Below are 22590 nucleotides of genomic sequence, written 5' to 3' on the forward strand. Positions count from 1 at the left end.
TGACTAGGTTGGTCGCGGTACTAGGGCCGTTGTTGCTAGTAGTAATTGTATAAATCAGCGTATCGCCCGCCTTGATGGTTGCCGGAGCAGTCTTTTGGGTGACAATATCGGCGACTGCACCAATGGTCGTAATGACTTGTCCCCCCGGCTCACCGGGCGCTGCGATGACCGAGCCGTTGTTGTTTGTCAGGTCGGGGTCAAAAGTGTCCGATGTACTCGAAACCACGTTGAGGATGCTTGTCAGCGTCGGTGGCGGTACAAATCTGATCGTGCGGCTCTGGCTGCTGCCGCTGGCTAAAGTCGGGATCGGGAAATCGATCGTCCCTGTGGTTTCGTTGTAGGTTCCGCCGTCGGACACCGTGACATTTTTTAAGCCGGGAATCAGGCTGTCGGTGATGACTAGGTTGGTCGCGGTACTAGGGCCGTTGTTGCTAGTAGTAATTGTATAAATCAGCGTATCGCCCGCCTTGATGCTTGCCGGAGCAGTCTTTTGGGTGACAATATCGGCCCCAGGACTGACGCTGGTGGACACGGTAGCACTGGGGTCGGTACCGTTGTTGTTGTTGGGAGTCAAGTCGGGAGTGATCGAGCTACTTCTGGCGGTGTTGCTGATGGAAGTTGCCGTCAGGGGTACTGTGAAGCCGATCGTCCGGTTGACTGTCTCACCGTTGGCGATCGCCACGGGTGGGAAGGTGACAATGCCTGTCACTGCATCGTAAGTGCCGTCGTTAGATGCCGTGACTCCCGTTAATCCGGGAACGATGCTGTCAGTGATGGTTACAGCTTGTGCCGGACTGGGGCCGTTGTTGAGTGTGGCGATGCTGTAGCTGACCGAGCTGCCGGGGACAGCAGTGGTAGAGCCGGTTTTGGTGGTTGCCAGATCGGCGTTGGGCGTAATAGTTGTCGTAACACTAGAGTTAGTGGGAGTTCCCTCTTTGTTGGTGGTGGAGCCGTTGTTGTTACTGGCGATCGGGTCATAAGTCCTCGAGCGGCTCCGAGCCGTGTTGCTGATGGTGTTAAGCGTGGCTGGCGCAACGAAACTGACGGTGCGGGGCTCAGTCGCCCCGTTTGCCAGCGTCGCCACCGGTGGAAAGGAGACAATGCCGGTTTGTGCGTCATAGCTCCCGCCGTTGGAAAAGCTGACTCCTGTTAAACCCGGAATAATGCTGTCAGTGATGGTCACGTCGATCGCTGGGTCGGGCCCCCTATTAGTCGTGTTCAGCGTGTAGGTGACGGTTGACCCGGCCGCAGCAGTCAGATTGCCGCTCTTGGTAGTGACTACATCCGCGACTGTATTGACAATTGTGGTAAAGACTACACCAGGCCCATCGACTTGCCCCGGCCGGGATATAGCGCTGTTGTTGCTGAGGTCAGGGTCGAAAGTCGAGCTATTGCTGAATGCAATGTTAGAAAAAGTGGTGCCGACAGGTAAATCAGACCGCACATTAACTGTCACGCTGTAAGTGAGAGTCTCGCCGGGATTGAGAACGGGAACTACAGGCCAGGTGACAGACTTCGTTTGGTTCTGGTAAGTGCCATTATCCGAGAGATTGAGAATTGGCGGGTTTCCGGGGGGAATGAGCAGTTCAAAAGGTATTTCGTCTTGAATCTTGACGTTTCTAGCCGGTGCTGGCCCTTTGTTGACCGTTGTAATCGTGTAGGTAATGCTGCCCCCTGGCTTGATGAACGCAGGGCCGGTCTTGATCGTGCTCACGTCAGCCGAGATAGTCGGAGGATTTACCGTCTCGACTACCAGGTTTTGAAGTTCGTGAATGTTGTTGGCACCTCCTGTGGAACTGCCAAAACCAAATTTGAAAATTGGCGGTACTGGGCCGTTTTCGGTTGCCAAGTTGGGGATGTCGATCACTGTAGTTTCGTAGGTGCCGTCAAAATTCCTATCGAAGGCAACGGTGAGGCGATTGGGTTCCACCTTGTCGTTAGATGGGTTCAGCGTCACTTGAACGGCTCTTCTGGCTGCATTGCGATCGCTCGTGAACGTATTGCTGAAATTAAAACTACTGCCGGCAACAGGGCCACTAAAGTCAATGCTCGTAGGAATGTTATCGATGCCGAAGGGAACGATCGCATTTGTTAAAAACGAATAACTATTTGCTTGATTTCCTCTAATAGTTACTGAATCAGGTCTGAAAGAACCAATAGAGGAGCCGGGAATCGAAGGAGGCTCCGGGCCAGAGCGCCCTTCTGTGGATGTTGAAAAATTGCCAAACTCGTCAAGCCCAATGCCTAAATAACCTCCGTCAATACCGGGTGTACCCGTTCGTGGAGCATAAGCCAGAGAACCGCCATAACCCCCAGTCCTGGTTGGGCTAACAGTGCCATCAATCAAGAAGAAACCCAGCCCGTCTCCTGGCTGAGGACTAATAAAGGGTTGCGGAGACTGAAATTGCTCGCTTGAACCGTAGGAATAAAAATCAAACTTAACTCTGATACCGTCGGTTGAAGGAATGGGGTTGTTGTAGATGACGAAGGCTTCCCGGTTGTTTACTGCTGGAGTTAATCGCAGGGCGCCATCGCCTGGAACACTGCCTCCGACCGCCGGAAGTATGCCGGATACAGTCCCTCCGGTAATGCCGGGGATATCTTGAGAAGATGCTGGTCCCCCAGCCGGATTGAACAGCGCACCGCGTGTTCCCCCGTAAATCCAAGGCCCCCTAACTGTGGCGTTCTTGAAAGTTTCGTTAACTAATGTGCCTAGGGTGTAGCTGTATGCTTCGAGCGCTACTTTTTCAATGGCGATACTCGCCTCGATTTCCCCTGTCGCAAATTCTAATTTCCAGTCGCCGCCTAGTGCCGCACTCCCCGTCAAGTTGTCGGAGGCTGCAATATCTGCACCACTAATTGCCTTCAGCCACCGCACGAAGGCCCGGCCGCTTTCTCCGGCTGCGACACTACACCCGCACAACAAGATAGCTCCTCTCTCGCTGAGGCTTTTTCCCCACTGCTGCAACAAATGGCTGTAGGTTTCTATGTTGTCGCTGCTCAGGGCGATCGACCCTAGTTGCACTGCTGCTTCTCGACCGTGAGAAATTATTTGCAGGCTGTCTAAATTGCTACAACTAGCCAGAATTGTAGTAATTTGCTCGACTCCATCCCGCTGCGAGTCGAGTATAAATACTTCTGTACCTGCTGTTGCTCCGCTTGCCAAGCTGTCGTATTGCTCTACTCTGGCATCGAGGAACAGCACATTTTTTACACTCCGGGAGATCGGCGATTTTGTTGCTGGCAAAAATTCTGTTTGGGAGTTCCCAATTCCCGCGCTCTCATCGTTTTGTGAAGAATACAGACACCAGTCTCCATTTACTTGTTGTATTTTTTGAGCGGGATGAGTTACTGTTATTCGGGATGTTTTGTTAGTAATGCTTGCGGTGGTATTGCTTACTTTTTGGGTTGTAAAAATTGGTTTGTTGCAGATGCTTTGCATGGTAGAATTCCCTGAGTAATAATTGCCGTAAGATGCCAGTTTCAAGATAATAGCGATATCGGAAAAAAAAGCTTGGATTGCAGAGTTATCAGCTCTGCAGCTTGAATGTAATCGAGAGCAAGAGGCTTATTTTACTCAGCACAAAGCTGTGCTATCTCGCTCTTTGATAGCATTGCAAATATAGTCAGCGCAACCGCTGAAGATAGGGAAATTAAATTCCACTAATCTATCTATTGGGAGATATTTCGCATTCGATTTTTGCGATAGAGTGTATTTTTATACCCGCATTTTTTTTACATCCGGCAACGGACAATAACAAGAATTCTCAAAAATTTATTTTATGAGGTTTCTGTCGATCGCCCAATGCAGTTTACGGGTAGAGAAATTTCACTATTTCTGAACTAAGAAACCGGGCTTGACAGACAAAAAGAGTTCCTTGCAGCCCTCAAACCCGGTAAAAAACCCGGTTTCTTGGGTTTTGGTGCGCTAGCCCCGTTCGCAATCTCCCAAAGAGATTAATTAAGGATGGGATTGCTAGAAAGCGGCCGGGACATAATTAGACCGGCAGCATCCAAAACCTGCGATTAAACTGAAACATACATACCCTGTAGCGACGAGGTGTCTTAAAAATTTATGAGTTGCAGTCGGGAAACAACAATTCTGGTTTGAGACTGCGTTTATTTGCACAAAAACAGATTGGTACAGCTAGCAAGAAACTTCTCACTCAAACTGTCAACTTATAGTCTTCTAGCGAGTTTATGTTTGAGGTTAATGGTCGGGACAATTGTTTGTACACAATTTTTCATGATGTTTTGCAGAAATCGATTTGCAGATGTGTTCGTCAGCTACTGGCGATTTTTATTCGCTCATTTTTTCAACTGCAGGAGGGCGTCTAGGAGACTAGGAACTGGCTTGATTCCTAGATTTTTCGCCACCAAACTCAGATTTATTCTCTAAACCTGGTTTTTGCGTGCAAGTCCTCAACTAGAAAAGCACCGCATCGCAGTCTGCCACTTATAGCAACTGTAACCAAGCAATACTGCTCGATTAATTTTTAATTGCTGAGTTTTGGCACGGCTTGTGCTGAAAAAGATCCAGCAACAATCCTTACACTTAAGTACATACTAACTTATCAATTACTGCATCAGCAAATTTACGTAGATAGTAGCCCATTACAAGTTATATCTTTTCACCGCGAACGTCAAGAGTTCTGGCTCGGTAGTAGCGACCATCAAGACATGGCCCTGAAGGGTTGACTGCACAACGGATGTAATGAGACCGTGCGTTGTACTCGCGATCTCGCCGAGCGCATAACCAAGGTCTTCTACGTAAGTGCGATCGACCGTTGCTAGTTGATTTCGCGCCAGTATGTTTGCTACCGCCAGCCCGGCCGCTGCAATTTTATCTTGGGCTTGGGGCCGATCGCATCACCCACAAAGACCGCAGCGACGGAGCTAAACCGATGAAAATAATCAGGATAGTAGTTAGTACATTTAGTCAACTTGTGTGGGGAATATTTTCTTTAATTTAGGCGATCGACAACAGAAAATTATCCGCCGAAAGACGGTTTTAAATCATAAAAGTTCCCGGCCAAGTTTCAAACTTGCCGGTACGTTAGCCGTTTGCTGGCTGCTACTCGCGGGAGAGCGGTTATTTTACCAAACTAGACAGGAGAAACCGGGTTTAGTTCAAAAACAGACAAGCCCGTAATAGGTTCGCTCGTTCGGACTTCAATCCTCTTTAAATCAGAGGACTAAAATCCTCACTACGAACGGTTGGAAAAAATCCGGTTCCTCTCAAAAACCAAAACGGTTAAACCTTAGCAACATCCGCCGCTAAATCCATCAATGTACTAGAAGCCTCCACCTTTGCAACATCCAACAAAGTCTTTAAAACCGAATCGGGATTCAAACTAATCGAATCAATTCCCAACTCCACCAAGAATCGAGCAAACTCAGGATAATCGCTTGGTGCTTGACCGCAAATTCCAATCTTGCGATCGTACTTTTTCGCCGCTTTAATGGCAATTTCTATCATCCGCTTCACAGCTTCATTACGTTCATCAAAAATGTGGGCGACTAAAGCAGAATCTCGGTCTAATCCTAATGTTAGCTGAGTTAGATCGTTAGAGCCGATCGAGAATCCGTCAAAAACTTGGGCAAATTCATCAGCAAATATGACATTGCTAGGCAATTCGCACATCACATAAACTTGCAAGCCGTTTTCACCCTTGACTAAACCGTGTTTGGCCATCTCAGCTAAGACTTTTCGACCTTCCTCCGGCGTGCGACAAAACGGAATCATCGGAATCACATTTGTCAAGCCCATTTCGTCGCGAACTCGCTTCAATGCTTTGCATTCCAAAGCGTAAGCTTCGCGGTAATTCGGGTCGTAATAGCGAGAAGCGCCGCGCCACCCGATCATCGGGTTTTCTTCTTTGGGTTCAAACTGCCGCCCTCCCAAAAGATTAGCATATTCGTTGCTCTTGAAATCGCTCATCCGCACGATGACAGGATTGGGATAAAATGCGGCGGCGATGGTGGCAATTCCGCAGGCTAATTTGTCGGTAAAAAAATCTGGTTTGTGTTCGTAAAGTGCTGTGAGTTTGCCAATTCGACGCTTGACTGATTCGTCGGTCAATTCGTCAAAGTGAATCAGTGCTAGGGGGTGCGTTTTGATGTGGTTGGCGATGATGAATTCCAGCCGCGCTAAGCCTACGCCGTTGCAAGGAATTGCTGACAAACTAAAAGCTTCTTCTGGGTTGCCGACATTCATTAAAATTTGAGTGCGGGTGCGGGGCAAATTGTCGATCGCACTTTCTTGTATTTCAAACTCCAATAAACCCGAATAAACTTTGCCTTCGTCTCCTTCGGCACAACAAACAGTAATTTCTTGATTGTTTTGCAAGACTGTCGTAGCGTCGCCGGTGCCGACAATTGCGGGAATTCCCATTTCTCGGGCAATGATGGCAGCGTGGCAAGTGCGGCCGCCGGAATTGGTGACGATGGCGCTGGCTTTTTTCATAATCGGTTCCCAATCCGGGTCAGTTTTGTTGGTGACAAGAACTTCTCCAGCTTCAAATTCGGCGATTTTGTGAGAGTCTAAAATGATATGGGCTTTGCCTTGTCCGATCGCTTCGCCCACGGCGCGTCCCGTTGTCAAAACTGTGCTGGAACCGTGCAATTTGTAGTTCCGCAAAACTGTGGCGGATTTTTGTGATTGTACTGTTTCCGGTCGCGCTTGGACGACAAAAAGTTCGCCTGTATTGCCGTCTTTTGCCCACTCGATATCCATCGGCGTGTAGGTTCCCCGCACTTGGGAATAGTGTTCTTCGATCTGTATTGCCCAACGTGCTAGTTGCAGAATTTCGTCATCGTTAATGGCGTATTTACCGCGTTCTTTTGGCGATACTGAGACGTTTTTGGTGTATTTTGAACCGCCAAGATCGTACACCATTTTGATGTCTTTTGTACCGAGCAGTTTGTCGAGAATTGGGCGGAAACCTTGTTTTAATGTGGGTTTAAAAACTAGGTATTCGTCGGGGTTTACGGCTCCTTGAACGATGTTTTCTCCTAATCCGTAGGCGGCGGTAACTAATACGGCATTTTTGAAGCCGGTTTCGGTGTCGATGCTGAACATGACGCCGGAGGATGCTAAGTCCGATCGCACCATTTTTTGCACGCCGACGGATAAAGCGACTTCTAAGTGGTCGAAACCTCGGAGTTGGCGGTAGGAAATTGCTCTGTCGGTGAAGGTGGAGGCGAAGCATTTGTGGCAGCATTCGAGCACGCCCGTGCAGCCGTGAACGTTGAGGTAGGTTTCTTGCTGTCCGGCGAAACTCGCGTCTGGTAAGTCTTCGGCGGTGGCGGAGGAACGTACTGCTACGTCGGTTCCCTCGCCGTAGCGATCGCACAATTTTTCGTAAGCATCTGCGATCGCCGCTTGCAGTTCTTCTGGAAATGGTGTACTCAGAATCAATCCGCGCGCTTCCTTGCCTTTTTGTTGTAGGTTGTGCAGGTTTTCTACGTCTAAATCAGCAAATATTTCGCGCAATTTTGCTTCTAAACCCCCCGCAGAGATGAAGTAACGGTAAGCGTATGCTGTAGTTGCAAATCCGTTGGGGACGCTGACTCCTTTGGGTTTTAGCTGTTGGATCATTTCGCCCAAAGAAGCATTTTTACCGCCTACTAATGGGATATCGGCGATCCCGACTTCATCAAACCACAATACTAAGGATTTTTCTTTGGGAATTAAAAGTTGTTGTTGACTTGCTAATTTTTCTAGCATGAGTTTTTTCCTCTCAACTTCATTTCTCTTCTGTCAGTTGATATCGCCTGTCAAGCTCTCCTATGAGGTACTATCTGGCCTAGGGCATACCTCACTGTTTTAAGAACCGCTATATGAGATTTTAGATTGTACCTCTTCCATTCATTCACCAATAATCTGAAATAGCCTGGATCTGTGTCGATTCGCCTTTCATCTGGGGTTTAGATCAAATCCTCTCTTCATCGAAATAGTAAATTCACTGTTGACTGTTGACTGTTGACTGTTAACATCATTTGAATCCGCAAGCTTAAACTATCGTCTCAACGTTTGGATCGATCGCGAGTTCCGCCTTCAAGTTGTGTATCGCTTTTGGGCTGGGGCGAAAGACAGTCAACAAAAAGCTGTCAACTTTTTAAGGTATTTTTTGGCGAAGTTTATCGAGTTTTTTCCTAGGCTGTATCTAGCAGACTTTTTGATTGCCTATATTTCAATATTATCACTTTTTTTATAAATAGCAAGACTCGTAGAAAAAAAGATTCATTGCAAAAAGTTAAGAAATGGCTGTGGGGATTTTATGTAAGCTATTATAAAAAAAAACTGGCAAACAGATGAATATCTAAGATAGTTGCCACGGTTTTTTTGCACTGACCTCGCTGTGCGGGCACAGGGCTGGGATTGTGTTGGTAGCCGAATCTACGGGCAAAAAAGAATTTGTTGCTGGGGGCGATCGCCCAAAAAACACAACACCAAGCAGGTTTGTTTATTGAAAAAACCGAACTTCTCAAAACCGCAACACAAAAGTTTGATTCCTGATTGGCTTAACCTCATCGGAGCGCAAACACTCGTTCTATAGTATTAGATTTGAGTTGCCCTCAATGGCTTTCAATTATTGAATTATCTGCCTCTATCTGTGTCGTAACTTGGGAAATTTGCGGTTAACAGAGCGATCGAATATTTATGCCACTCAATTCTATTGTATAACCTTTGTAATGGGTTACTGCTAATAAAAAATGTTAACTGCGAGCTTTTTTTTCATGCTCAATTACCTTTTTTCCTACGAGCCGTAACTCATATTACCTTCCAAAGGCTGTAGTTGTTAAACCCGCAGGTTTTTAACTTTGAGCAGCGGTATTTTGGGGTATTCAATTATTTATATGCTATAATAGTTAGCTCGACTGCCTTATGACAAAAAACAAGGTATATGATATCAGTTTTGAACTCAACCGGAAAGAAAAACGGCTTTAAAGTTCTCTTGGTCGAAGATAATCAAGCCGAAGCCGAGCTGATCGAAGAATTATTATTAGAAAGAAACGTCAGGAGACCAGAAGCGCAAAGGCTTTCTGTAAGCTGTACAGACCGTCTCAGCACAGCGCAGCAACTTTTGAGCGGCGAACATTTTGATGTGATTTTACTAGACCTTTCCCTGCCAGACAGCCAAGACTTGAGTACAATTGTCAAGATACAAGAATACAGCCTCAATACTCCGATCGTCGTATTGACTGCCCGCAACGATGAAGAACTAGCCGTGAAGTCAATTCAAGCAGGAGCTCAGGATTATTTAGTCAAGCGAAAAATTGACAGCGAATTATTAATGCGATCGCTCCGCTACGCAGTCGAGCGGCAGCACAACCAAGAAGCTTTGCAAAAAAGTGAAGAAAAATATCGCTCGGTAGTCGAAAATTCCCTCGTCGGAATTGCAATTATTGCTCCTCCAATTTCCCCCGATTTAGTCGGAAAATGCGAGTGGTTGGAAGTTAACGATGCTTTGTGCAATTTACTGGGATACAACCGCGAAGAACTTCTGCAGGGAAATTGGGAAAGTTGGAGTTTTCCTGAAGATTTGCAGGCAAGTTTAGAGCAGTTAAATAAAATTTTGGCAGGGGAGAGCGAAGGCTATGTTTTAGATAAAAGGTGGCGGAAAAAAGACGGAAACACTGTTTATACGAGAGTTTCTTTGCGCTGTATTCGCGGCAGAGACGGCTCGATCGACCGGATGATTAAAATAATTTTGGACGTGAGCGATCGCTACCGCTACGAAGATGAATTAAAAGCATCAAAAGAGTTTTTGAATCACACGATCGATGCTACTCCCGATCCAATTTTTGTCAAAGATGAGCAGCACAAGTGGGTTGTATTAAACGACGCTTTTTGCGAGTTGATGGGCAAAAGGCGATCGGAACTGATTGGGAAATCTGGATACGAGTTTTTACCCGCAGCACAAGCAGATTTTTTTGAACAGCAAGACCTGGAAGTTTTCAAAAGAAGCCAGCCTCAAGAAACAGAAGAAATCTTTACTGATTCCGCAGGCAAAAAGCGGATTATATCTACAAAAAAGACAGTTTTCAAGAAAGCCAACGGTACTAAGATGTTGGTCGGAACAATGCGAGATGTGACCGAGTACAAGCGCCAGCAAATAGCGCTGCAGAAAAGCGAAGCTCGATTTCAAAAAATGGCAGCCAACGTGCCGGGAATGATTTATCAATTTCGGCTATCTCTTGATGGAAAAATATTTTTCCCCTATGTTTCTTCTGGTAGTATTCAGCTCTACAACTTAAGACCCGAAGAAATCGAAAAAAATGCCGATTTGCCTTTTGCAACAGTTTGTCCTGACGACATCTCAGACTTGCAGCGTTCGATCGCAACTTCAGCGACAACCCAGCAAGCTTGGCAACACCAGTGGCGGCAAGTTGTGGGAGAACGAGTGAAATGGCTGCAAGGCGCTGCCAAACCGGAAAAACAAGCCAACGGCGATATCATTTGGGATGGTTTGGTGATGGATATCACTGAATTAAAACAAACCCAGCAAGAGCGCGATCGCTTCTTTAATATTTCCCTAGATTTACTTTGCATTGCAGGTTTTGACGGCTATTTCAAACGCTTAAACTCTGCTTGGTCAAATCTATTAGGTTACAGCATAGCCGAACTTATAGCCAAACCTTTTCTAGAATTCTTGCATCCCGAAGACCTAGCAATAACTACAGCCGCGGTAGAAACACTAAAAAATGGCAACCCCGTCATTAACTTAGAAAACCGCTATATTTGCCGTGATGGTAGTTATAAATGGCTGTCGTGGACGGCATCGCCCTTTGCCGAAGAAGGTTTGATTTATGCAGTGGCCCGCGACGTAACACTGAGCAAACAAGCAGAAGCTGAATTACGTAAGAGCGAAGCCACCAACCGCGCTCTTTTAAACGCGATACCTGACATGATTTTTCGCTGTCGCGCCGACGGTACTTTGGTAGACTTTAAACCCGCAAAAGACCTCCTGACTCTAGTACCAGCAAACATATTTATTGGCCAAAAAGCACAAGACATATTGCCGTCTGCTTTTGCTGAAGAAATCTTGTCCGCTAATCAACAAGCCCTCGATACAGGGGAGGTTCAAGTTCTAGAATATCAACTGCCAATTCAGGATGCACTGTGCCATTTTGAAGCGAGAATTGTCTTCTGCACGGATGACGAAATTATCGCGATTGTCCGCGACATCACCAACCGCAAACGTTTCGAGTCAAAACTCCAGCGACAAGCCGCAGCAATGGCAGCGGCTTCCGAAGGCATCGGCATTGTTAATGCCAGCGGAGAGGTGATTTATGCCAACGCAGCTAAACTCAAAATCTACGGTTACAATTCCCTCGAAGAAATGTTGGGCAAAAGTTGGAAAATGTTTTATGCAGGCGCAGAACTTGCAAGGTTTGAGGGGGAAATTATGCCGACTTTAGCGCGGCAAGGTTATTGCAGCACTGAAGCTGTAGGCTGCCGCCGCGACGGCTCTCAATTCCCTCAAGAAATCTCGCTGACAGCCCTACCAGACGGCGAAATAATTTGCATTGTTCGCGATATTGCTGCGAAAAAGAAAGCTGAAGCAGAGTTACAAGATAGCAAGCGGTTTGGTGCTCGAATTGCTGAGGCAAGTCCTAATATTTTGTATGTTTGTGACTTAATAGAACAAAAAAATATCTATGCAAATGCTTCTATTTATCACATTCTCGGCTATACGGTAGAGGAGATTTTGGCGCTCGGGCCGTGGATGCTGTCAAGTTTCATCCACCCGGAAGATGCTATCAAAATGCCTGATTATTTACAGCAAGTCGAAACTGGCATTGAAGGGGATATATTTGAAATTGAATACCGCGTCAGGCATCAGGATGGTTCTTGGCGCTGGATTCTCAGCCGAGATACTGTTTTTGCTAAAACAGCAGAGGGTAAGTTAAAACAAATTCTCGGCACGGGAACTGATATTACTGAAAGCAAGCAAGCAGAAGATGAAATTAAGCTGTTGCTGGCGGCAACTCAAGCAATTAGTCAGTCGGCAGATTTTCACAGCGCCCTCCCGGATATTTTGCGGTTGTTGTGCAATGCGATCGGCTGGGATTTTGCGGAAGCTTGGATACCTGCGGCTAATGCTAGTGTTTTGGAACACAGCAAAACTTGGTATGCTAGCGATCGCGATTTAGATAAATTCGGCCGCGAAAGTAAGAAAATTAGATTCGCCCCCGGAGTGGGAGTGCCGGGACGGATTTGGTCAACCCAAAATGTAGAATGGATGGAAGATATTTCTGCCGTCAATAATTCGTTGTTTGCCCGATCGCAAATGGCGGCAGCAATCGGATTGAAAGCTTGTTTCGGAGTGCCGATTCGCACTAAATCTCAGGTGCTGGCAGTTTTACTATTTTGCAAGCGTTCTCGCTCGATTATGGAGCCGCGCGTAGTAGAGTTAGTCAAGGCGGTAGCAACTCAATTAGCTTCTCACATTCAGCGCAAACAAGCTGAAGAAAAATTGCGTAAAAGTGAAGAAAGGTGGCAGTTAGTTCTTAAAGGCAATCAAGACGGAATTTGGGATCTGAATCTTCAAACAGATGAAGCTTTTCGATCTGCCCGCTGGCAAGAAATTATCGGTTATGCAGACGGCGAAATCGACAGTTGCAACAGCGAATGGATCGATCGCATCCATCCAGACGATCGCGAGCGAGTGCAAGCAGCGCTCCAAGATTATCTCGATCGCCAAACCCTCAATTACGCCGCCGAATACCGCTTGCAGTGCAAAGACGGCAGCTACAAGTGGGTGCTAGCCCGCGCTCAAGCAGTGTGGGACGAAGCCGGAAACCCCCTGCGGATGGTGGGTTCGATGACGGATATCAGCGATCGCAAACAAGTAGAATTAGCTTTGCTGCAAGTCACTCAAGCCGTCGAAAGTACCAGCGACGCGATCGCCATCGCCGACTTAAAAGGGCGGTCTCTTTACCACAATCAAGCCTTCATTCAGCGTTACGGCTACAGGGTAGAAGAACTCAACGCTCTCGGCGATCGCGCAGCCCTTTATGTCCGACCTAAAACTTACAAACAAATCTATAAAAACATTCGCCAAGGTCGCTCTTGGTGCGGCGAAATTGGGCTGCAAACTAAGAGCGGTGAAGCTGTTACCGCCCTGGTGCGAGCCGACACTATTAAAGATAAAAATTGCCATTCTATCGGCTTAATTGCAGTTATTACCGATATCACCCAACGCAAAGAAGCCGAAGCACTTTTGCACCAGCAATTAAAGCGCGAACAGTTGGCAACAGCCATGATGGAACGCATTCGTTCTTCTCTCAATCTCGAAGAAATTCTCACCAACGCTGTCGAAGAAGTGCGACATTTTTTGCAAGTAGACCGCACTGTTATTTACCAATTTAAGTCGGATTGGAGCGGGTTTATCGCTGTGGAGTCGGTAGCTGACAATTCCCTACAAATTCTAGGAACAGAAATTTATGACCCTTGTTTTGGAGAAACCTACGCTTCTCTTTACCAAGACGGTAGAATTAGAGCCACAGATGATGTTTACAATGCCGGCATCGCCGAATGTTACTTGACTTTGTTGGCTGGGTTGCAGGTGAGAGCGAGTCTGGTAGTGCCGATTTTGCAAGGCCAAAACTTGTGGGGGCTGTTAATTGCCCACCACTGCAAGGGCGCGCGTCCCTGGCAAAAAATGGAGGCAGAGTGCCTGAAACAATTGGGGGTGCAGTTGGCGATCGCGATCCAGCAATCGACCCTATTTGAACAAGCACAAACCGAAATTGCCGATCGCAAACAAGCAGAAGCTGCCCTGCAATTAGCCGCCGAATCCGCCGAATCCGCCAATCGCGCTAAAAGCGACTTTCTCGCCAACATGAGCCACGAATTGCGGACACCTTTGAACGGAATTTTAGGATACATTCAACTGCTAAAAACCGATCGCAATTTAACGGCAGATCAGCAGGAAAGTCTCAACAGCATTCACCAGTGCGGCAACCATCTGCTAACGCTGATTAATGACGTTTTAGACATCTCAAAAATCGAAGCTAGTAAAATGGAACTGTCACCGATAGACGTGCATTTTCCCAGTTTTGTTAAAAGTATTGTGGATTTGTTCCAGATGCGGTCGCAACAAAAAGGAATAACCTTTAATTATGAGCAAGTATCCGCGCTGCCAGACACAATTTTGGCTGACGAAAAAAGGTTGCGCCAAGTTTTGATTAATTTGCTCAGCAATGCAGTTAAGTTTACTAACAGCGGTGGGGTAACATTCAAAGTCGGTTATGCAGAAAATTCGGTAGAAAAACCTCCTCAAATTAACAGCCAAAAATTGAAATTAAAGCCAAAACTAGCGCCCAAAAAAAACAATTTAATCACAAATTTAGCCGCGCCGATGGCAACACAAGAAGCGGGCGAAGCGATAATTTCAGCAGCAAATAAAAAGCAATTACGAGTTGCTAAAATTCGCTTTCAAGTCGAAGATACTGGTATGGGCATCGGGCAGGATAAATTAGAAGAAATATTTTTGCCTTTTCATCAAGTGGGCGATCGTAGCAATTTCGTCGAAGGTACCGGACTGGGGCTTTCCATCAGTCAAAAATTAGTCAATATGATGGGCAGCAAAATTCACGTTCAAAGTACCTCGGACAAAGGCAGCATATTTTGGTTGGATCTAGACTTGCCCGCAGTCGCCGAGTCTTCTCAACTCCCCGCCCCGCAAGAAAAACGCCGGCTTGTCGGTTTTAGCGGCTGCCAGCGGAAAGTGCTGATAGTGGACGATAACGAAGTAAATCGCGCCATCCTAAACAGGATGCTTTCTCGTTTGGGTTTTGAAATCGCCCAAGCCGTAGACGGCGAAGACTGCTTGCAAAAAGCACAGGAATTTCTACCGGATATAATTTTAATGGACTTGTTGATGCCGGTAATGGACGGTTGGGAAGCTACCAAGCTGTTGCGACAGTTGCCGGAATTAAAAGATGCGGTTATCCTTGCTTTATCTGCTAGCGTCTACGAGATTACGAGGCAAGAGAGTATACTTGCAGGTTGCAATGATTTTCTCACCAAGCCGATTCAAACTAACGAGCTTTTAGAATTATTGCGCCTGCATTTGAGACTAGAATGGATTTACGAAGACGGAACAGGAACCAAAAAACGGAAAGCTCAAACTCCCAAAATATCATCTGAGATTGCTGCTGCTGACTCAACAATAGTGTCTCCTAGCTCAGAGTCAATTTTAGTCTTGTTAAGATTGGCTGCAATGGGCGATATTGAAGCTATTCTGGAGGAAATTGCTAAACTCGAACATTCAGATCCGACATTAGCGCCTTTCGTCGATCGCCTGCGGCAACTTACTAAAGGATTTCAGCTCAAGCAAATTCGAGACTTTTTGAAGCAACATTTGTCCTAACATTGAGGGTAGTTAACAGAAAATTTAAAATTAGTTAAATCTCGCGCCCCGATCGTCATTGTCAATCAGGCAATACGCTTGCATTAAACCCGATCGCCCCTAGCCCCCTTGAAGAATGGGGGAACCCGAAGCGATCAAAGTCCCCCGACTATCCGGGGGATTTAGGGGATCTGCGGAAAATAAACACTGTTAAATGAACAGTCTCGCGCTAAAACGGTGGTTGCAAATAGAAGCATCTACGAAGCAACGGGGTTTCTAGAGCCGTAGAACATTAGTTGAATCCGATTGTAAGTCACAATTGACAACTCACAAATCAAAAATTTGAAGATTTCCGTTGAATATGAAAGATCAGAATTCCACAAGAAGCATCATACTAATTGTAGATGACAACCAAACCAATCTCGACGTACTTTTCGAGCTGTTAAGGAATTACGGCTATAAAGTATTAGTGGCTCTAGATGGCGAAAGCGCGATCGAGCAAATCGAATACATCCATCCCGACCTAATTCTTTTGGACATCATGATGCCAGGAATTGACGGTTTTGAAACTTGCCTGCGTTTGAAAGCAGACCAGTCAACCCGAGACATTCCCATCATCTTCATGAGCGCCCTTTCCGACACCCTCGATAAAGTAAGAGGCTTTCAGACAGGAGCCGTTGACTACATCACCAAGCCCTTCCAGCACGAAGAAGTATTGAGCCGCATTGAAACTCACCTGACAATCCGCAGCTTGCAAAAAAAACTCGAAGAAAAAAACCTCGAACTCGCCCACCTCAACCAAAACCTAGAAAGACTTGTCGAACAAAAAACCAAGCAATTGATCGACCAGGAAAAAACAGCAATCATCGGACGTTTGACTCAGGGCATGGTGCACAACTTCAGAAGTCCGCTGCAAGTAATCCAAACTAGCGTCGAATTGATTGAAACAAAAGCCACAGAAATGCAAGAAGACTCTTTTTTTAGTTATACAAAGTATATTTTTCAAGCTGTCACAAAAATCAATCAGATCATGGATACTCTGATGATGAAAAGCAGAGAAGAGCAAAAGCAAGATTTGCAGCCTGTGAATATCAACGATTTAGTACAGCGAGAAATTCAGTTATTGGAAGGGAATATGTATTTTAAAAATAAGATCAGAAAAAAATATTTTTATGACGAAAAAATTGTCACCGTTCCCTTGATTTATTCCTATATATCTCAAATTTTTTATAACTTAATCAATAATGCAATGGATGCTATGTGGGCAAAGAAAATCCGGGAACTAACTATAGTGACCAGGCAAGATGACTCGAACATATACATGGATATTTCAGATAACGGATGCGGTATAGCACCTGAAGATTTATCAAAACTCTTTGACCCTTTTTACACATCAAAGCCACCTAAAGGCGAAGAAAAAACCGAAGGAGAACCGACAGGAACTGGTCTCGGACTTTATACTTGCCTTGAACTTTTAAAACCGTTTAACGGCGAGATTGCTATTAGCACTAATCTCGGTAAAGGCAGCGTATTTACAGTTGTGCTGCCCAAACAGCAGCCAACTCAACCGACCAATTAGATAACCGGAGTTAAGCTCACAATTGGGTTTTTGATCGGGTTTGTAGTGAGAACTTTAGTCCTCACTACGAACGGGCGTTACTTATCAGTGATTCAACCGAGACAATTTCCTAGCGTGTTCCGTAAATTCACTGTAATTGACCTAGGTTCGCAGTCACGAATGCAACTCTTTCTCGACAATCCGCGCTTTTTTACCTTGACCCTTGCTATTTCCCAGCCAAAGGTTGTAAATTAAAACAGAGTAGAGTTGCAATATCAATAAAAAAGATGATGGTTTTAGCCCGCTAGGTGTGGGGCGAAGTCAATAATCTAGTGTCCCGTCGCGCAATAAGTAAGGTTCGTAGTGTGGACTTGAGTTCGTAATATACTGCCGATTAAAGTTCACACTACGAACGGTTTTTGTTATAATAATTGACCCGACAGGATATAATTTGCTGCTAGAGACTCAATTTTACAAATAAATCTGGAGTCAGCAGGCATCCATCGCACTCTAAACCGTCCGGTTCAAATTATCCAAAAATCAGCTAGGTAGCTTCATCCGCTGCTACATTTTTATTAAATACTAAAAAATAGCAAAATGAAATCTGTTTGTGAGTCAACTTTAACGCTTGCTACTTTGAAAGTTCTGTTAGTAGAAGACTGTGCAGAAGATGCAGAACTTATTCAAGAATTGCTGTCTGAGTATGGGTTGAGAGGATCGATTGAGACGACGAATGTAGTTCGCCTTCAAGATGCTATAGAAATTTTAAGCTGCGAGATTTTTGATGTAATTTTATTAGACCTCACACTTCCTGACAGCCAAAAATTCAATACTTTTTTCCGGCTGCAAGATTGCGGGATCAATATTCCGATCGTCATTCTGACAGCGGCCGATGAGGAAGAAATGGCCGTCGAGTTAATTGCAGCAGGCGCCCAAGATTATTTGGTAAAAAAACAAGTAAACAGCAGGCTGCTGGTGCGGACGCTGCGTTGCGCGATCGCCCGCGAAAAACGGCAAGCACAATGGCAAAAAAGTCAAGTAAAATACCAGCAACTTGTTGACAATATCAAAGAAGTTGTTTTTGAAACAAATATTGCTGGCGATTGGACTTTTCTGAATCCGGCGTGGACGGAAATTACTGGATTTACCGTTGATGAAAGCTTAGGAAATTCCTGTTTGAGTTACATTCATCCAGACGACCAATTTCAATATTTAAATTTGTCCAGAAGCCTGAGCAAAAATCAAGGAACGTCTTGTTGCTATCAAATTCGATATCTTACTAAAAATGGCGAGATTCGGTGGGTGGAAGTGCAGGTTTTTTTGATTTTGGGCCAGGGGGAGGCGCTGGGGACGACAGGAACTATTAACGATATTACCGATAAAGTTTTAGCATTAGAGGAGCTGGAAGCTAGTAAAAGATTTTTGAATTATACGATCGATGCAGTTGCCGATCCAATTTTTGTCAAAGATGAACAGCACCGCTGGATACTGTTAAATGATGCTTTTTGCAAGCTGATGGGCAAGCCGCGCGAAGAACTGCTAGGTAAATCGGATTTCGACTTTTTCCCAAAAGAAGAAGCTGAGTTTTTTTGGGAGAAGGACGAACAAGTTTTTAGGACGGAGGAAGAAAACGAAACTGAGGAAATATTTACGGATGGCAGCGGTATCGGACACATTATTTCTACTAAAAAAACGATATTTGAAAATACCGACAGCCGTAAAATTCTTGTGGGGATAATTCGAGATATTAGTGAAGATAAGCGCAAACAATTAGCTCTGCAAGAAAGCGAAGCTAGATTGCAGCAACTTGCAGCCAATTTGCCGGGAATAATTTATCAATTTCGACTTTCAACTGATGGAAAAATGTCTTTCCCTTACATCTCTTCTGGATGCCGCGATTTATATGAACTGACACCAGAAGATATTCAGCTAAATCCCGAACTTATTTTCAATTGTGTTCCTCCAGATAACCGGGCAAAAATTTACGAATCAATTGCTGTTTCAGCGGCAAGTATCCAGCCGTGGCAGCAGGAATGGTGTGCGATTTTGCCTTCGGGAACAGTTAAGTGGATGCGAGGGGTTTCGAGACCGGAACGAGTGGATTTTCCGACAGCAAGAGGGCAGGAAGGGGATATTGTTTGGGAAGGCATGATACTGGATATTACTGATTTTAAACAGGCAGAAGCAGCTTTGCGGGAAACGGAAGCCAGATTTCGATCGCTCGTTGAGAGTATTCCCGGCGCTATCTGCCGCACTTTGTACGATGCTGATTGGACAATGGTGTTTATTAGCGATGAAATTCAGGCAATTAGTGGCTATCCGGCTGCGGATTTTACTGACAACAGCCGCTTGAGTTTTGCTAGCATTATCCACGAGGCAGACAAGGAAATGGTCGATCGACAAGTCAGCGCAGCGGTAGAGTCGAGACAGCCGTACAATCTAGAATACCGGATTGTTCGCGCTGACGGGGCGGTGCGGTGGATGTCGGAAAGAGGTAGACCGACTTATGATCGAGAAGGGTTAGTTTTGTGGCTCGACGGAGCGATTTTTGATATTACCGATCGCAAAACCGCCGAACTGACTCTGTGCTTGGTAACTCAAGCTGTAGACAGCGCTAGCGATGCGATCGCGATCGCAGATTTGAACGGTTGTTCAATTTATCACAATCAAGCATTTATTCAGCGCTACGGCTATACAGTTGATGAACTAAATAATGCCGGCGGCCCAGCAGTAATGTACGCCAAATCTCAAGATTTGAGAAAGTTATTTAGGGTACTGCGGAAAGGTTTGTCCTGGAACACTGAAATTGAACTCAAGGCTAAAAATGGCGAAATCATAGAAACTATATTGCGAGCTGACTGCATTAAAGATAGCGACACTAAACCAATAGGAATGATGGCAATAATTGCTGACCTCACAGAACTAAAACGCACCGAATCGGCATTAAAACTCAGTCAAGAGCGATTGCAGTTGGCGGTTTCCGGCAGCTCTTTGGGGCTGTGGGATTGGAATATAGCCACTGGCGAAACTTATTTCGACGCACACTGGAAATCAATGCTCGGTTACGCAGAAACTGAAATTGCCAATAACCTTGAAGCTTGGGAAAATTTGCTGCATCCCGAAGACAGGCTGAAGGCAAAGGAATCTTTAAAATCCTGTTTTGAAGGTCGCACCGATATCTATGAAGTTGAATTTCGGCTGCTCAACAAAGGGGGAAATTGGCAGTGGATTCTGGCGATGGGTAAGGTGGTCGAGTATGACGAATGGGGTGGGCCGCTGCGGATGACAGGCGCTCACAAAGATATCAGCACCCGCGTTGGGGCTGAAGCTGAAAAAACAGAGTTGATCGTATCTCTACAACAACTTGCCGAACAGTTGCAAGCAGCGCAAAAAATTGCCCGCATGGGGAATTGGGAATTCGATATTCAGACACAAATTATTACTTGGTCGGCGGAAGTATTTAGAATTTACGGTCGAGAATTGAATCAGCCGCCGACAATGGAAGAACTTTTAGAGCAAATTCATCCCGATGACAAAGAAAAGTTTACACAAGTTGTGCAAAAGGCAGTGACTGAAGGCACAGCTTACGACATTGACCACCGCATCTATTTTCCATCAGGAGAAATCCGGCACGTTAACGGTAAAGGACGAGTTGTTAAAAATGAGTTTGGTCAAGTGGTGCGGCTGTTTGGCACGGAAATGGATATTACCGATCGCAAAAAATCAGAAATTGCTTTGCAAGAAAGCGAAAAACGGTTTCGAGCTGTATTTGAACAAGCGGCCGTCGGCATTGTTAAAGTGCGACCAGACGGTTCTTTTTTGAATGTAAATCCAGGCTTTTGCAATACTGTCGGGTACTCAGTATTGGAACTGAAAGCCCTAAATCTTGGGGATATTTCGCACCCGGAAGAGATAGCAGCAGATGTCGATATGGCAAAAAAACTGTTAGCTGGGGAAATCTTTAATTATGCACTTGAGAAACGCTTTGTACGCAAAGATGGTTCATTGGTTTGGGCGAACGTGACTGTATCTTTAGTGCGGGATGAGTTTGGGGAACCGAATTACGGACTTGCTGTGATTGAAGATATTAGCGATCGCAAACTGGCCGAGTCTATTTTGCGCCAGCAACTAAAGCGAGAACGTTTGGTGGTAGGGATGCTGGAACGCATTCGATCTTCTCTAAATTTAGCCGAAATTTTGACAAAGGCTGTGGCTGAAGTCCGGCAATTTTTGGATACAAACCGGACAATTATTTATCGCTTTAATCCTGACTGGAGCGGTTTTGTAACTGTCGAATCTGTAGGCGAGAATTGGCAACCGCTTCTGGGAAGAACTATTAACGATTCTTGTTTAAAATCCACCAGCTATGCTGCTCACAAAGATAATCGCACTGTAGTGATCGATGATATTTACCAAGCCGGTCTTTCGCAGTGCCACATTGATTTGTTAAGTCAATTTCAGGTGCGAGCTAATTTGGTAGTGCCGATTTTGCAAGGCGAGAAGTTGTGGGGGCTATTGATTGCCCACGAGTGCGCGGCCCCCCGCCACTGGCAGGAAATTGAGGTGGAGTGTCTCAAACAAATTAGCGTGCAATTGGCGATCGCGATCCAGCAATCGACGCTGTTCGAGCAAGCACAAATTGAAATTGCCGATCGCAAACAAGCCGAGTCAGCTTTGCAGGAATCGGAAGCGCGAGAACGCTTAAAAGCACTAGAGTTGGAAGCAGCAATTAATAAACTTAAAACGACTCAAGCTCAACTCGTTCAAAATGAAAAAATGGTGAGTTTGGGTCAGTTAGTTGCTGGTGTTGCTCACGAAATTAACAACCCCGTCAGCTTCATTCACGGCAATATCAGTCCGGCTAGCGGTTACAGTTTAGATTTGCTGGAATTGATTCAAGTTTACCAGCAATACTGTCCCAATCCTCCGGCGGAAGTTTTGGATAAAATTGATGCGATCGATTTAGATTATATTGTTGAGGATTTTCCGAAACTGTTTACTTCGATGCAGGTAGGAACCGAGCGAATTGTAGAGATTGTCAAATCATTGCGTAACTTCTCCCGCTTGGACGAGTCGGCGGGGAAGTCGGTCAACATTCACGAGGGAATTGACAGCACTTTGATGATTTTGCAAAATCGGTTAAAATCTCACAGCAGCCGTCCGGCGATTCAGGTAATTAAACATTACCAGGAACTGCCGCAAGTTGAGTGTTTTCCGGGCGAGTTAAATCAGGTATTTATGAATATTTTAATTAATGCGATCGATGCTTTGGAAGAACGGGACAAAGGGCGGACGCTCCAGGAGTGCGATCGGCATCCGAGCACGATCGCGATTCGGACTTATCCGGCTGCTGCAGGCTTCGTAGCGGTATCTATTGCCGACAACGGCGGGGGGATACCGGACTCGGTGCGATCGAGGCTGTTTGACCCGTTTTTCACGACTAAGCCTGTGGGCAAGGGCACTGGCTTGGGATTGTCGATTTCTCACTCGATTGTAGTCGATCGGCACGGCGGTCGCTTGAGCTGTATTTCGACACCGGGAGAAGGATCGGAGTTTGTGATTGAAATTCCAGTGCGATCGAATTTAACTGGTAGGAGTTCTAATTTGGGAAAATAAATTAGGAATTGGCAATAAAAAATTAGACGATCAATTGCATTTATTGACTTT

5 protein-coding genes and 1 pseudogene are annotated in these 22590 nt (G+C 45.6%); 3 read left to right on the top strand and 3 right to left on the bottom strand.

All coding sequences use genetic code 11. The annotated features are described in order from the left end of the window. The 3 genes and pseudogenes from QUA01_RS08985 to ppsA form a co-directional block, all read right to left on the bottom strand. Nucleotides 1-3442, bottom strand: a 3442-nt coding sequence (locus QUA01_RS08985) for a DUF4347 domain-containing protein (protein WP_333089482.1), incomplete at its 3' end; no start/stop codon positions are given. Between the two features lie 1179 nt (nt 3443-4621). Continuing rightward, nucleotides 4622-4768, bottom strand: a pseudogene (locus QUA01_RS27370) (DUF6464 family protein); the annotation flags it as partial. A 486-nt stretch (nt 4769-5254) separates the two neighbouring features. After that, on the bottom strand, nt 5255-7729 hold the full coding sequence (ppsA, locus tag QUA01_RS08990) for a phosphoenolpyruvate synthase (RefSeq protein ID WP_333089481.1): 2475 nt from the start codon (nt 7727-7729) through the stop codon (nt 5255-5257). Between the two features lie 1180 nt (nt 7730-8909). On the opposite strand from ppsA, the gene QUA01_RS08995 reads away from it, so the two are divergent. From QUA01_RS08995 to QUA01_RS09005, 3 genes are all read left to right on the top strand, one after another. After that, nucleotides 8910-15386, top strand: coding sequence for a PAS domain S-box protein (locus QUA01_RS08995; RefSeq protein WP_333089480.1), 6477 nt, complete (start codon nt 8910-8912; stop codon nt 15384-15386). 340 nt (nt 15387-15726) lie between these two features. Beyond that, complete coding sequence (locus QUA01_RS09000; protein ID WP_333089479.1) at nt 15727-16944, top strand: hybrid sensor histidine kinase/response regulator; 1218 nt, start codon at nt 15727-15729, stop codon at nt 16942-16944. A gap of 576 nt (nt 16945-17520) precedes the next feature. Further along, a complete protein-coding gene (locus QUA01_RS09005) occupies nt 17521-22539 on the top strand; it encodes a PAS domain S-box protein (RefSeq protein WP_333089477.1) in 5019 nt (1672 codons plus the stop codon). The last annotated feature ends 51 nt before the right edge of the window (nt 22540-22590 follow it).

This window comes from Microcoleus sp. S36a_B3, from assembly GCF_036700745.1.
Lineage (GTDB): Bacteria > Cyanobacteriota > Cyanobacteriia > Cyanobacteriales > Microcoleaceae > Microcoleus.